Below are 14167 nucleotides of genomic sequence, written 5' to 3'. Positions count from 1 at the left end.
TCAGGCTCCTTGCGGGTGGGTGGCGGTGGCGGCCGGGTTGGCGGGGGCCAGTTGGATGAGGGCGCTCTTCGCGGCGGCGGATTCCTCCACGGCGTCCAGGATGCGCTGGACGGCCAGCCCGTCCTCGAACGACGGCGACGGCGCGGTTCCGGAGCTGACGGCAAGCAGGAAGTCGCGGACTTCGTGGGTGAAGGTGTGCTCCCAGCCGATGATGTGGCCCTGCGGCCACCACGCCTTAAGGTACGGGTGCTCGGGCTCGTTGACCAGGATGCGGCGGAATCCCTGCTCCCGGGCGGGTGCGGTGGCATCCAGGAACGCAAGCTCATTGAGGTTTTCCAGGTCGAACCGGAGGGCGCCCTTGTCGCCGTAGACCTCAAGCTGGAGGGAGTTCTTCCGTCCGGTGGCCACCCGGGAGGCCTCCACTGAGGCGACTGCTCCCGAGGCGAGGGACAATGTTGCCCAGGCGGCGTCGTCGACCGTTACATCCTCAAGGCCGCCTGCGGGACCGCTCGTGCCGGGGCGCCGGTTCACGAAGGTGTGCAGGCGGCCGGTGACCTCGGTGACCCGGTCCCCCAGGAGGAACAGCACCTGGTCGATGGCGTGGGAGGCGATGTCACCCAGGGCGCCGGAGCCGGCTGTTTCCTTCTTCAGCCGCCAGGTCATGGGCGCCTGGTCGTCAGCCAGCCAGTCCTGCAGGTAGGCGGCACGGACGTGCCGTACCGTGCCGATCCTGCCCTCGGCGATCAGCTCCTTGGCAAGGGCAAGGGCAGGCACCCTGCGGTAGTTGAACCCGACCATCGACTGGACGCCCCTGGCCCGTGCGGCCTGCGCCGCAGCGGTCATTGCCTCGGCCTCCGCCAGGGTGTTGGCGAGGGGCTTCTCCAGCAGCACATGCTTGCCCGCCTCAAAGGCGGCGATGGCGATTTCGGCGTGCATCCATCCCGGGGCGCAGACGTCGATGATGTGGATGTCGTCCCGCTCCAGGACAGTGCGCCAGTCGGTGGCCGTTTCCGCCCACCCGTACCTGCCGGCAGCCTCCGAGACGGCGGCGGCATCGCGGCCAACCAGGACCTTTTGTTCAAACGCCGGGACGTCGAAGAAGCTGGCCACGTTCCGCCACGCGTTGGAATGTGCCTTGCCCATGAAGGCGTAGCCGATCATCGCCACCCCCAGTGGCGCCGTGGTTCCCGGTTCCCGGCTCATGCGCCCTCCCCCAGGGTCAGCGTCTCCGGTGCCCAGTCCTCGGGGAGCGGAGCAGAGGCCGGGGCGGAGCTTTCCACGTCCACAAAGGTGCCCGAGTCCATGGATTCCGAGATGGAGACCATGGCGTCCAGCACATGGTAGGCCAGGCTGCCGGGGGCGCGGTGGGGGACGCCGGCACGCAGCGAACGCGCCATGTCCAGGACGCCCATGCCGCGGCCGTTCGCCGGGCCCGTGGCCGGGATGGTGGTCCAGGCTTCGTCGCCCGCGCGCCAAAGCCTGACGTCGCCGTCGAAGTTGTTGGGATCCGGCAGGGAGATAGTGGCCTCCGTGCCTGTAATCTCCACGAATCCCATCCGCGTGCGGGGAGATTCGAAGGAGAAGACGCTGTGGGAGGACGCGCCGCTTTCGAATTGCGCCATGGCCGAGACGTGCGTGGGGACTTCCACGGTGAACTCCTCGCCGGCCTTGGGTCCGGAACCGATGACGCGGATGTCCTTGGCCTTGGAGCCGACGGCGGCCACCTTGCGGATGGAGCCGAAGGCCTGGACCAGGGTGGTGAGGTAGTAGGGGCCCATGTCGAACAGGGGGCCGGCGCCGTACTGGAACAGGAAGGCGGGGTTGGGGTGCCAGGACTCCGGACCCGGCGTCTGGAAGGTGGTCATGCCGGTCCGGGGCGTGCCGATGTCGCCCCGCTGGATCAGGCGCAGTGCAGTCTGGAGCCCGGCACCCAGGAACGTGTCCGGGGCGCAGCCCAGGCGAATCCCCGCGGAGTCTGCGGTTTTGAGGAGCCCCAGGCCTGATTCGCGGTCAAGGGAAAAAGGCTTCTCGGTCCAGACGTGCTTGCCGGCGTGTACGGCTGCTGTGGCCACTTCGACGTGGGCTGCGGGAATGGTCAGGTTCACGATGATCTCGACGTCGGGGTGGTGCAGTGCTTTTTCCACCCCGCCCCACTCGGGGATGCCGTATTCGTTGGCCCGGGCTTCGGCGGCTTTCTCGAAGAGGTCCGCGATGACGTGGACCTTGAGGTCGGGGAACGTGGTGAGGTTGTCCAGGTACTGCTTGCTGATGTTGCCCGCGCCGATGACGCCGACGCCCACCGGGCCTTTGCTGGGGGAGGGGGTGCTCATGCGCTGGCTCCTGCGCTGTTGAGGAATGCCAGGCTCTCGGCGATGCCCTGGAAGATGTCTCCCTCGTAGTCGTCGAATTCCACCACGCCCACCTCCAGGGCCTTTGCTGCGGCGATGACGTCAAGGACCTGCACCTGGCCCTTGCCGGCCGGTTGCTGGGCCTTGGTATCCGTGGTCAGGGGGCCGTCCTTGATGTGGATCAGCTTAACCCGGTCACCGAGCCTGGCGAGGATGTCCACCGGATCCTGCCCGCCCACGGCCACCCAGTAGGTGTCCACTTCCAGGACCAGTTCCGGGTCAAGCAGGTCGGCGAAGTATTCCAGGGCGGTCCGGCCTTCGACGAGTGACTCCAACTCCCACTGGTGGTTGTGGTAGCCAACCCGGATGCCGTACTCGGCGCCCTTTTTGGCGGCTTCGTTCAGCTTCTCCGCCGTGGCACGGATGTCTTCGGCCGTCTGCCAGCGGTCGGCGGGGATGAACGGGTCGATCACCGTGGTGATGCCCAGGTCCCTGGCCGCTGCGAAGATTTCGTCCTGGTCCTGGCTGAGCAGCGGGGCATGGCCGGACGGCGCCGTCAGTCCGTTCTCTTTCAGGGCACTGCCCAGTTCCTTCGCGGTGGCCACGAAATTGTAGGGCTCCACCTGGGTGAAACCGATGTCCGCGACCCTGCGGATGGTTCCGGGAAGGTCCTCTTCCAAGGGCCGCCGAAGAGTGTAAAGCTGAAGCGAGTAGTCCATGGCCTGCCCATTCCTTGCTGCTCGATGTTGCATGCGCCGCAGCACATGAGTTGGGTTTTTTACAAATTACGGCGACTTTTGGCGCAAGTCAATCAAAAGTCAAGGATTACTCGAACCAAAGTATTTCCGAATGTGCTATTCCTTAGGTATGGCGATCGTTCCGAGGCAACAACCGCGTCTACAGCAGGAAGCCGGGCTGCTTTCGCGCACCGGTGACCTGTTCCAGCTGCTCCGTGACGGCAAGCCCCGCACGCGGTCCGAACTGGCGGACCTGACCGGCCTTGCCCGGACCACTGTTGCCGCCCGGATCGATGCCCTCCTTGCCATGGGCCTGGTGGGTCCGGCCGGCGAAGCGGCCTCCTCCGGCGGGCGGCCGCCGTCGAAATTTGCGTTTAACGCGGGGGTCAGGCTGGTGCTCGCCGCCGACATAGGCGCAACCCATGCCTCGGTGGCGGCCACGGACCTGAATGCCACCATCCTTGCCAGGCACTCCGAAGCGATCGATATTGGGGAAGGTCCCGAACCCGTCCTGAACCGCGTCATCGAAATAGGGCGCAAGCTGTTGGAAGACGTCGGACGCCGCGTCGGCGATCTTGCCGGAGTGGGGATAGGACTCCCCGGTCCTGTGGAACACAGCACGGGGCGGCCGGTGAAACCTCCCATCATGCCGGGCTGGGACGGGTTCGATGTGGCCGGATTCGTTGGCCGGCAGCTGGGCACGGTCGTGCTGGTGGATAACGACGTGAACATCATGGCGATCGGTGAGCGGTACGCCCACTGGCAGGAATTCCAGAACGTGTTGCTGGTCAAAGTGGCCACGGGCATCGGTGCCGGCATCATCAGCAACGGCCAAATCCAGCGTGGCGCAGATGGTACTTCCGGCGACCTTGGGCACGTCCGGGTCCCCGACGGCGAGGACGTGCTGTGCCGCTGCGGCAACAGCGGATGCCTCGAGGCCCTGGCATCCGGACCTGCCTTGGCCGGTAAGCTGCGTGCGGAAGGAATCGACGCCACCACCAGTACAGACGTGGTGGAACTCGCGGCCAAGGGAAACGTCCAGGCCATCCATGCGCTGCGGCAGGCCGGACGGGACCTGGGGGAGGTACTCGCAATTTGCGTGAACCTGCTCAACCCTTCCGTCATTGTGGTGGGCGGAAGCCTGGCGCGCGCCGGCGACCAGCTGCTGGCGGGGGTACGCGAGGCGGTTTACCGCAGATCGCTGCCGCTTGCCACGTCCCGGCTCCGCATCGAGCAGTCCAAAGCTCCGGCAGACGCCGCAATACTTGGTGCCAGCCGGATGGTGATTGACCACGTCCTCTCGCCCGAAGCGGTGGAAACCGCCATCCGGACGTCCACCCAGGCTGATTAGGCGCGTCCCCCCAAATTCCAGGCCTGTACGGTCCGTGCACCCAAGCGCGTAGGCACGCAAGCACCCAAGCACGCAGGCCTCGCCGCGGCATGCCCTCGAATACCGGCAGATGTACCCCGGGATCCAATCGGATACCGAAAAATCCCATCCGATTCTTGTTGACATGGGTCACACTCCATGGAAATCTGCTTACAGCGGCTCGCCTACATACTTTTGACCTATAGCGGTTGAAAGTTGCGGCTGACCGCTTCATCGTCCCGCTGTCCGGTACCTGAGGCCGTCCGATTATGGCCGTGGACCGAATGGGCGGACCAGGCCACCCCGAAAGGAAACTCGTGAAGGCATCCATGCCAGCAAGACGCCGTCGTCTTGCCCAGAGTGTTGCAGCAACCGTAGTAGCGGGAGTCATGCTCGCGGGCTGCGGAAACCAGCCGGCGTCGAAATCGGAATCGACCCAGGCTCCGGCCGCGGCCGTAGCCGATCCCAAGAGCGCAGAAGGCGCCAAGGGAAACATCCATTTGTGCGGCGGCAAAGACGCGAGCGGCATCCACAAGAACACCACGGCGGCCTTCAACGCCGCCAACCCGGGCATGACGGCGAAGTACACGGAGATCGGTGCCACGACGGACGAATCCCGCACGCAGGCCGTCCAGCGCCTTGAAGGCAAGTCCACCGAGTGCGACATCTTCATGACGGACGTGATCTGGACGGCCGAGTTCGCCTCCCAGGGCTGGCTGCTTGACCAGACCGAACTGGTCGAAGGAATCAAGGACAACCTCATCACGTCCACGACTGAGACGGTGAAGTACGACGGCAAGTACTGGGCCGCACCCTTCTACACGAACGCCGGCCTGATCTACTACCAGAAGGACAAGGTGGCCAAGCCGGAAACCTGGCAGCAGCTCTACAAAGAGGCAGCCAAGGCCCCAGGCAACGGGCTGGTCTACCAAGGCAAGCAGTATGAAGGCCTGACGGTGAACTTCCTCGAACTCCTCTACAGCGCCGGCGGCGAGGTCCTGGATGCCAACGGCGAAGTGGCGGTGGACAACGACACCACCCGCAAGGTCCTGAACTTCATGGCCGACGGCATCAAGAACGGTTCCGCGGACCGTGCCGTGCTGACCTACAACGAAGATCCCGCACGCCTGGCCTACGAGTCCGGCAACTTCGGATACCAGCGCAACTGGCCCCACGTCTACCGCCTCCTGAACGCCACCAACCTGGCAGGCACCTTCGGCGTGGCACCGCTGCCCTCCTTTGACGGCTCCGCCAAGCCAAGCGGCGTCCTGGGCGGCTGGAACTTCGCCATCTCCGCCCACTCCACCAACCCGGGCGCAGCCGTGGCCTACATCAAGTTCGCCACCTCCCCGGAGTGGCAGAAGCACGTGGCCATGGACAACTCCCAGGCGCCGGTGAACGAGGCCGCCTACTCCGCCCCCGAAGTCCTGGCCAAGATGCCGTTCGCGAAGGAACTGCTCGACTCGGTCAAGGGTGCCAAGCCCAGGCCGGTCTCCCCGGTGTACCCGCAGATTTCCCAGGCCATCAACAAGAACGTCTACGCGGTCCTGTCCGGCACGGCCACAGCGGATGACGCAACCAAGCAGATGGCTGAAGAGATCAAGACCGCCAAGGCGACCTTCTGACCATGGCACCCCCTGTCCTGACTTCCGGTCGTGGCCGCGTGAGCGGTCACGACCGGGCAGAACGCCGCCTGGCCATCAGGATGACGGCACCGTCCCTCATCCTGATGGCCCTGGTGGCCGCTGTGCCCATCGGCTACGCACTGTGGCTCTCGCTGAACCAGTACAGCGTCCGCCAGGCCGGCCTGTCCCGCTTCGTCGGCCTCGATAACTACATCGCGGCATTGGCGAGCAAGGAATGGTGGGCGGCCTTCGGCCAGACCTTCCTCTTCGCCGGGCTCTCGGTGTCGCTGGAACTGGTGCTGGGAACGGCCATGGCCCTGCTGCTGAACCTTGCCTTCCGGGGCCGTGCGCTGCTCCGCACCATCGTGCTGCTGCCGTACGCGATCGTCACAGTGGTCAGCGCCATCACCTGGGAGACCATGTTCGAACCAAACCTGGGGCTGGTGACCACGGTTCTTTCCGCCCTGGGCCTGCCCGCCGGCGACATCGTCTGGCTGGGTGAACCTGGCTACGCCATGGCCGTGGTTGTCCTGGCTGACGTCTGGAAGACCACTCCCTTCGCGGCGCTCATCATCCTGGCCGGCCTGCAGGTCATTCCGGATGAGACCTACGAGGCGGCTGAACTGGACGGCGCCAGCAAATGGCAGACCTTCCGGGATGTCACCCTGCCCCTGCTGAAGCCCGCGATTGTCCTGGCGGCGATCTTCCGCACTATGGATTCCCTGCGCGTCTTCGACCTGCCGTTCGTCCTGACCCGCGGCGCCAACGGTACCGAATCAATGTCGATGCTTGCCTACAAGGAGCTGCGGGAAAACCGACTGGTGGGTGAGGGCTCAGCGCTGTCCATCCTGACGTTCCTGACGGTCATGGTGGTCTCCATGGTCTATATCCGCTTCGCAGGCAGCAACATCCGCGCCGTCGCCAAGGAGAACTGATGGGTACCCTGCTTGCCGACCGTCCCGCCGATACGTCGGCCCGGTCCAGGGCACCTCGCCGACGTTTGCGGGGGGAAGCCAAACTTCACCCGCTGACGTGGCTCTTCGTCCTGGCCGTCATGGCCTTCTCACTGGTTCCGTTCTACTGGCTGGTCAATACGTCCCTGAAGAAAGGCGCCAGCCTGGGCAAGGGGGAGCTGTTCCCCGCCGAACCCTCGCTGGATAACTACCTGACGGTCCTCCAGAACGCCGAATTCCTGCTGGCGCTGCGGAACTCGGTGATTATCGCCGTCGTCACCACCACGCTGGCGCTGGTGTTCGCATCCTTTGCCGCTTACGCCCTGGCCCGGCTCAAGATGCGCCGGAAGGCGCTGATCCTGACGCTGATCCTGTCCGTGACCACTTTTCCGGCGATCGCCATAGCGGCGCCCATGTTCGCGATCTGGCGGGAGATCGGGCTCTACGACACCCTCGTCGGCCTCATCATCCCCAAGATGACCTTCGCTCTGCCGCTGGCCATTTACACCCTGACGTCCTTCTTCCGGGAAATCCCGCGGGAGCTGGAGGAATCCGCGTACATGGACGGAGCTTCCCCTTTCCAGGCTTTCCGAAAGGTGATCCTGCCGCTTGCGGTGCCGGGCCTGGCCACCACGGCCATCCTGGTGTTCATCTCCGTCTGGAACGAGTTCCTCCTGGCCGTCACGCTGACGACGTCGCCGGACGCGCGCCCGGTCCCGGTGGCCATTGCCTTCTTCAACGGTGCCAGCGAGTTCGACCAGCCCATGGGCACCATCAGCGCCGCGTCCGTCCTGATCACACTGCCCCTTGTCATCCTGGTCCTGGTCTGCCAGAAGAGGATTGTCTCGGGCATGACCGCCGGGGCCGTCAAGGGCTGACTTCCCAACCCCATTTCCATCGCACGAAAAAGAGAAGGATCTACCTGTGAGCAATCAGCAGCCGGAAACCCTGAAGGTGGGGGTGGTTGGCATCGGATGGGCCGGCCAGCAGCACATCAAGGCCTACAAGGGCATGGATGGCGTGGAACTCGTAGCGGTCGCTGCCATGGAGGCGGACCTCCTGGCCAACCTGAAGGACGAGTACGGCATCCCGCACACGTTCGCCCGCTGGGAGGACCTGATCGACATGGAGGGGCTGGACGCCGTCAGCGTGGCCGTGCCCACCTTCCTGCACGCACCCATCGCCATCGCGGCTTTGGAAAAGGGGCTGCACGTCCTGAGCGAAAAGCCGCTGGCTCGCAACGGCGTCGAAGGCCAGGCGATGGTGGACGCCGCACGCAATGCCGGCCGCGTGCTGGACGTCGCCTTCAACCACCGCCGCCGCGGCGACATCCAGAAGCTGAAGGGCATCATCGACGACGGTGAGCTCGGCCGGCCATACTACGCGAAGGCCTCGTGGCTCCGGCGCTCCGGCATCCCCATGCTGGGCAGCTGGTTCACCAATCCGGAGCTGGCCGGCGGCGGTCCGCTGGCCGACATCGGCGTGCACGTACTGGACTACTCCCTGCACCTGCTGGGGGAACCCAAGGTCCTGTCCGTTTCCGCCGCCACCCACTCCGAACTGGGCCCGCGCGGGCTGGGCGGCAACGCCCGCTACTCGGCGATGAAGTCCAGCCACAAATTCGAGGTGGAGGATTTCGCCACCGCGTTCATCCGGCTCGAAGGCGGCGGCACGCTCATCCTCGAGGCGGGCTGGGCGGCCTACCGCGAAGAGAAGGACCTCCTGGACTTCACCGTGTACGGGACCGACGGCGGCGCCGAACTGCGCGCTGTAGGCGCTTCGATGGCACCGGTTGCGGACCTGAGGATCTTCAAGGAGAAGGACGGCGAAAACGCCGACTACGAGGTGGTGGCTGAGCCCGGCCGCGCCCACGACGCCGTCGTCGAGGACTTCGTCAACGCCGTCCGCGGCGGCCCGGAGGCGTGGGGCGCGCATGACGGCTCGGTGGCCCTCAGCCGGGCCCTGGTCCTGGACGCCTGCTACCGGTCCGCACTCGAACACCGGGAAGTTGCGCTCTGACATGACGGACAAACTCAACATCCTGGTCTGGAACGAGGGCGTCCACGAGGCGCAGAATACGCCAGCCTCCATGGCGGAGATGTACCCGGACGGGATCCACGGCGCCATTGCCGCGGGCCTGCGCGGACACCTGCCGGATTCGCGGGTGGCCACCGCAACCCTTGCGGACCCCGAGCACGGACTCAGCGAGGAGGCGCTGGCGGGAACGGACGTCCTCCTGTGGTGGGGACACAAAGCCCACGCCGAGGTCAGTGACGACGTCGTGGATCGGGTGCAGCGCCACGTCCTGGGCGGAATGGGCCTGTTGGTCCTCCACTCCGGCCACTTCGCCAAGATCTTCACCCGACTCCTGGGCACCACCTGCTCGCTCAAGTGGCGCAACGACGGTGAACGCGAGACAGTGTGGACGGTCAAACCGTCCCACCCCATCGCGCAGGGCGTTCCCAATCCGCTGATCATTCCCAAACAGGAGATGTACGGCGAACTCTTTGACATTCCGGACCCGGACGACCTCATCTTCATCAGCTCCTTTGAAGGCGGCGAGGTGTTCCGCTCCGGCGTGACCTTCACCCGCGGCAAGGGCCGGATTTTCTATTTCAGCCCCGGCGACCAGGACTACCCGGTTTACCACCAGGCTGAAATCCGGCAGGTGCTGGCCAACGGCGTCCGCTGGGCCGCCCAGCCGGACGTCTTCCGCGAGCAACCCGGGGTGGCCAACGCCCGGCGAGGCTGGTACCTCGGGGACGCCTGAGGCACTGCCAAAGAAGTCCGACGGCGGACCGGTTGCCTTTAGATGGCCGGGCCGCCGTCGTCGTTTCCGTCCCCGGGGCGCGGGGGCTAAGGCGTGAGCGTGCGGACAGGCGCGCCCGCCAGCCAGGCCGTGACGTCCTCGAAAGCCCCGCCGTAGAACTGCCGGTAGCTTTCCCGAGTGACGTAGCCGAGGTGCGGAGACAACACGGTGTTGGGCGCCGCCAGCAGAGGGTGCCCCGCCTGCAGCGGTTCCTGGTCGAACACATCCAGCGCCGCCCCGCGGATCCAGCCCTCGGCGAGGGCCTTCAGCAGGGCGTCCTGGTTGACCAGGGGCCCCCGGGCGGTATTCACCAGGATGCCCTCAGGTCCCAGCAGCCGGAGTTCGGGCTCGGCCACAATGTTTTCCGAGCGTTCGGAGAGCCGCAGGTGGAGCGTGGCAACGTCCGAGAGCCGGAAGAGTTCCTCCTTGGACACCAGGCGGGCGCCGGCCTCCTCCGCTGCCGCGGCCGTCAGGTTCTGGCTCCAGGCCAGGACCTCCATTCCAAAGGCCTGCCCGTACGCCGCGATCCGTCGGCCAATCTTGCCAAGGCCCACCACGCCCAGGGTCTTACCGGCCAGCTCGAAGCCAACGGTGGTCTGCCAGGAGCCTGCACGCAGGGAGTTCTCTTCGGCCGGCAGGTTCCTGGCGAGGGCCAGCAGCAGGGCCCACGTCAGTTCGGGGGCGGCGGCGGGCGAGCCCGGTGTGCCGCAAACGGTGATGCCCTGCTCGGCAGCGGCGGCCACATCCACGGCGGCATTCGCCATGCCGGTGGTCACCAGGAGCTGGAGAGTTGGAAGTTTTTCCAGCACCTCCCGCGGAAAGGCGGTCCGCTCGCGCATGGCCACCACCATGGTCACATCCGCCAGCGCGGACACCAGGGCCTCCGGCGAGGCGAAGGGTTCACGGAAGGTCATGGTGGCGACGCCCTCGGCTTCCAGGGCAGCCCAGTCGGCAAAACCATGGGCCACGCCCTGGTAGTCGTCGAGGATGGCGAGGCGGTGCTTCATGGCGTTGTCCTTCGTCCCGGGTAACCTTGGCGTGATGTTCATCGTAAGGCAGCGGGTCCTGGCCTTTCCTGGAACCCCTGCCACTTCCGGCGTGATAGCAATGGGAGTGATGAAACCACCCCCAAACCGGTTCCTGGCCCCGTGAACGGCCGGATCCTCGCCCGCATTCCCAACAGCTGGATCCTGCTGGCCTGCATAGGCCTGCTGGCCCTGAACCTGCGGGGCCCTTTTGTGGCGGTCGCCCCCGTAGTGGACCTGATGCAGGCGGAACTCAACTTCTCGCCGGTCGTGTTGGGGCTCCTGACCAGCATCCCGGTGCTGTGCTTCTCCCTTGCCGCTCCGCTGGCCTCCCTGGCCGCGAGGAAATTCGGTGCCGAGTTCGCGGTGACGCTGACCATCCTCGGCGTGCTGGCCGGCGTCCTGGTGCGTTCGGCGGGAGGGCCCGTGCTGGTTGTGGCCGGGACGGTGCTGATTGGCCTGGCCATCACGGTGGGCAACATCGCGGTGCCGCTGATCATCCGCCGCGATTTCGGGCGGGGCCGGCAGGGGACCGCGATGGGCATCTACACCGCGGCGTTGAACATCGGCTCGTTCCTGACCTCGGTGGCCACGGCACCGCTGGCCAGCCTGGCCGGCTGGCGGTTCGCGCTGGGATCGGTTGCCGTCCTGGCGGTGGTGGCGGTAGTTTTCTGGACCCTCGCCGTGGGCGTGCGCCGCGCCTTCTTCATTGCCCCCGACGACGGCAAGGGCACGCGGTTGCCGCCGGTCGACGGTGCGCGGTGGACCACGGCCGGCCTGACGGCCGGGTTCGCTGGACAGGCCTTCTCCTATTACGGGGTAACCGCCTGGCTGCCGAAGATCCTGGCCGACGAGCTGGGAATGGCCCCTGCCGCGGCCGGTGCCGGATCCTCGCTGTTCCAGATCCTCGCGATCGCCGGCAGCCTGGGTGTTCCCCTGGCGGCGCGGTTTGCCCGTACGACTACGGTGGCCGTGGCCCTTGGCCTGATGTGGCTGACGGTCCCCTTGGGCCTGCTGCTGGCCCCCGAATGGTGGTGGCTTTGGTGCTCCCTGGGCGGCGTAGCCCAGGGTGGCGGCATCACGTTGATCTTCATCGCCATCATCAAGATCGCGCGGGACCAGGCGTCGGCAGGGAAGATGTCCGCCGTCGTCCAAGGCGCCGGTTATGCAATCGGTGCGGCCGCTCCTCCGCTGCTGGGGTACCTGCACGGGCTGACCGGTTCCTGGACCGTGCCCATGCTGTTGATCCTGGCGTCGGTGCTGACGTTCTTCCTGACCACCACCCTTTCCGTGCGGAAGGTGCCGAAGAACCGCTGAGGCGGGCGGCGCCGTCGTCGTAAGCTCTCCGTGCCTTCCGACGCTCTCTCACTTAACGCGGGAAATAGTGAATCGCTCTCTCACTTTCCTAAGAAAAGTGAGAGAGCGATCCGGGGTTTCCCGCATCAAGTGAGAGAGCGATCGGGAAACGTAAGGGAGGTGCTCCGTCGCCGGGCCGGCCCTCCGGCTTTCGGAGGTGCCTGTTGCGGAGGGCGTGCCGGCCCGGCGGACGGAAGTCTTGTTCGAACCTACGCTGCCGCGAGTTCTTCGGCGGTGGCCTTTTCGCGGGCTTCGGTGAGGTAGCGGGCGTAGGCGGGGAGGGTGAGGAAGGACGGGAAGTCCTGGGCCAGGGTGACTTCTTCGAAGATGTCGCGGGCGTCTTCGAAGCGGTCGCCGTCGAAGCGTTCGAGCCGTGCGAATTCCTCGTCGAGGAGTTCCTCGATCCAGTGGTGGGTGATGATTTCGCCGTGGTCGGTGATGGCGCGGGCGTAGATCCATTGCCAGAGCTGGGAGCGGGAGATTTCGGCGGTGGCGGCGTCTTCCATGAGGTTGTGGATGGCTACTGCGCCGTTGCCGCGGAGCCAGGATTCGATGTAGCGGATGCCTACTTCGATGTTGTTCCGGATGCCTTGTTCGGTGATGGTGCCGGTGGTCGCGGCGACGTTGATGAGGGCGGCGTCGTCGGGGGTGACGTCCTCGCGGGTGCGGTCCAGCTGGTTGGGCTTGCTGCCCAGGATGCCGTCGAACACCTCGCGGCAGACGGGCACCAGGTCCGGGTGGGCCACCCAGGAGCCGTCGAAGCCGTCGTTGGCTTCGCGGGTTTTGTCCGCGCGGACTTTTTCGAGGGCGTTGGTGTTCGCTTCGGGGTCTTTGCGGTTGGGGACGGCTGCGGCCATGCCGCCGATGGCCATGGCGCCGCGTTTGTGGCAGGCGCGGACGAGCTGTTCGGTGTAGGCGCGCATGAAGGGCTGCGTCATGGTGACCTGGGCCCGGTCCGGGAGGACGAAGCGGGGGCCGCGGGTGCGGAAGTTTTTGATGAGGGAGAAGATGTAGTCCCAGCGGCCGGCGTTGAGTCCGGCGGCGTGGTCGCGGAGTTCGTAGAGGATTTCCTCCATTTCGAACGCTGCGGTGATGGTTTCGATGAGCACGGTGGCGCGGATGGTGCCCTGGGGGATGCCGAGGAGGTCCTGGGCGAGGATGAAGATGTCGTTCCAGAGCCGGGCTTCGAGGTGGTTCTCGATCTTGGGCAGGTAGAAGTACGGGCCTTTGCCCTGGGCGAGGAGGCGGCGGGCGTTGTGGAAGAAGAACAGGCCGAAGTCCACGATGCCGCCGGCGACGGGTTCGCCGTCGATGAGCATGTGCTTTTCGGGCAGGTGCCAGCCGCGGGGGCGGACCACGATGGTGGGCAGGTCGCCGGCGGGGCGGAGTTTGTATTCCTTGCCTTCGGGGGAGGTGAAGTCGATGCGGCGTTCCAGGGCGTCGGTGAGGTTCAGCTGGCCCTTGATGACGTTGCGCCAGGTGGGGGTGGAGGAGTCTTCCATGTCAGCGAGCCAGACTTTGGCGCCGGAGTTCAGGGCGTTGATGGTCATCTTCTGGTCCACCGGACCGGTGATTTCCACGCGGCGGTCCTCCAGGCCGGGGGCGGGGGGAGCGACGCGCCAGGACGGGTCGTTGCGGATGTGCTCGGTTTCGCGGAGGAACCTAGGGTCCTGCCCGGCGGCGATCTCCGCCCGCCGGGTCCGGCGTGCCTGCAGCAGTTCCTGCCGCCGGGCCGCCGTCGCCCGGTGCAGCCTGGCCACAAACTCCAAAGCGTCCGGGGTGAGCACCTCGTTCTGCCGGCAAATCGGCTGGGCGGTCAACGTAATGCCATTGATCGTAAAAGAGTCGGTGAAGCTGTTCATTTCAGTCTCCTGGTGCAAGGCCCATCTGGGTAGCAGTAGGTGTCGTTTTGAGCCTTCAAAACGACACCTACTGCTACTTACTT

At 65.9% G+C, this 14167-nt stretch carries 12 protein-coding genes; 7 read left to right on the top strand and 5 right to left on the bottom strand.

Annotated elements, in window-relative coordinates:
• Genes U7114_RS14175 through U7114_RS14165 form a run of 3 tightly spaced genes read right to left on the bottom strand, consistent with a single transcriptional unit; the run spans position 1 to position 3067 of the window.
• Positions 1-1203, bottom strand: coding sequence for a Gfo/Idh/MocA family oxidoreductase (locus tag U7114_RS14175; protein ID WP_321215270.1), 1203 nt, complete (start codon positions 1201-1203; stop codon positions 1-3).
• Positions 1200-2330: a Gfo/Idh/MocA family oxidoreductase gene (locus U7114_RS14170; protein ID WP_323057710.1), complete on the bottom strand. Its 1131-nt coding sequence runs from the start codon at positions 2328-2330 to the stop codon at positions 1200-1202. Before U7114_RS14170 ends, U7114_RS14175 begins: the two co-directional genes overlap by 4 nt.
• Positions 2327-3067, bottom strand: coding sequence for a sugar phosphate isomerase/epimerase (locus tag U7114_RS14165; protein ID WP_323057709.1), 741 nt, complete (start codon positions 3065-3067; stop codon positions 2327-2329). The genes U7114_RS14170 and U7114_RS14165 overlap by 4 nt, the downstream gene beginning before the upstream one ends.
• Before the next feature lie 148 nt (positions 3068-3215).
• Between U7114_RS14165 and U7114_RS14160 the strand changes: the two genes are divergently transcribed.
• The 6 genes from U7114_RS14160 (at position 3216) to U7114_RS14135 (ending at position 9802) form a co-directional block, all read left to right on the top strand.
• Positions 3216-4436 carry an ROK family protein gene (locus tag U7114_RS14160; protein ID WP_157239293.1) on the top strand — a complete coding sequence of 407 codons (1221 nt, stop codon included), beginning with the start codon at positions 3216-3218 and terminating at the stop codon, positions 4434-4436.
• Between the two features lie 347 nt (positions 4437-4783).
• Positions 4784-6079: an ABC transporter substrate-binding protein gene (locus U7114_RS14155; RefSeq protein WP_157239291.1), complete on the top strand. Its 1296-nt coding sequence runs from the start codon at positions 4784-4786 to the stop codon at positions 6077-6079.
• A gap of 2 nt (positions 6080-6081) precedes the next feature.
• Positions 6082-7014, top strand: a complete 933-nt coding sequence (locus tag U7114_RS14150) for a carbohydrate ABC transporter permease (RefSeq protein WP_157239289.1) — start codon at positions 6082-6084, stop codon at positions 7012-7014.
• Positions 7014-7910, top strand: a complete 897-nt coding sequence (locus U7114_RS14145; RefSeq protein ID WP_323057708.1) for a carbohydrate ABC transporter permease — start codon at positions 7014-7016, stop codon at positions 7908-7910. The genes U7114_RS14150 and U7114_RS14145 overlap by 1 nt, the downstream gene beginning before the upstream one ends.
• Positions 7911-7956: 46 nt before the next feature.
• The gene (locus U7114_RS14140) at positions 7957-9051 is read left to right on the top strand and encodes a Gfo/Idh/MocA family oxidoreductase (protein WP_323057707.1); all 1095 of its coding nucleotides are present in this window, start codon (positions 7957-7959) and stop codon (positions 9049-9051) included.
• A 1-nt stretch (position 9052) separates the two neighbouring features.
• Positions 9053-9802 carry a ThuA domain-containing protein gene (locus tag U7114_RS14135; protein ID WP_323057706.1) on the top strand — a complete coding sequence of 250 codons (750 nt, stop codon included), beginning with the start codon at positions 9053-9055 and terminating at the stop codon, positions 9800-9802.
• Positions 9803-9888: 86 nt separating this feature from the next.
• On the opposite strand, the gene U7114_RS14130 is transcribed toward U7114_RS14135, so the two are convergent.
• Positions 9889-10848 (bottom strand): D-2-hydroxyacid dehydrogenase family protein, encoded by a 960-nt coding sequence (locus U7114_RS14130; RefSeq protein ID WP_157239283.1) that lies wholly within the window; start codon positions 10846-10848, stop codon positions 9889-9891.
• Between the two features lie 141 nt (positions 10849-10989).
• Between U7114_RS14130 and U7114_RS14125 the strand changes: the two genes are divergently transcribed.
• Complete coding sequence (locus U7114_RS14125) at positions 10990-12183, top strand: CynX/NimT family MFS transporter (RefSeq protein ID WP_323057705.1); 1194 nt, start codon at positions 10990-10992, stop codon at positions 12181-12183.
• Between the two features lie 248 nt (positions 12184-12431).
• Here U7114_RS14125 and aceB read toward each other — a convergent pair whose 3' ends face one another.
• Positions 12432-14084 carry a malate synthase A gene (gene aceB, locus U7114_RS14120; RefSeq protein ID WP_323057704.1) on the bottom strand — a complete coding sequence of 551 codons (1653 nt, stop codon included), beginning with the start codon at positions 14082-14084 and terminating at the stop codon, positions 12432-12434.
• Positions 14085-14167 lie beyond the last annotated feature (83 nt).

The organism is Pseudarthrobacter sp. C1, assembly GCF_034720455.1.
Classification (GTDB): domain Bacteria; phylum Actinomycetota; class Actinomycetes; order Actinomycetales; family Micrococcaceae; genus Arthrobacter.
This window is presented reverse-complemented; position numbering and strand designations above follow the sequence as displayed.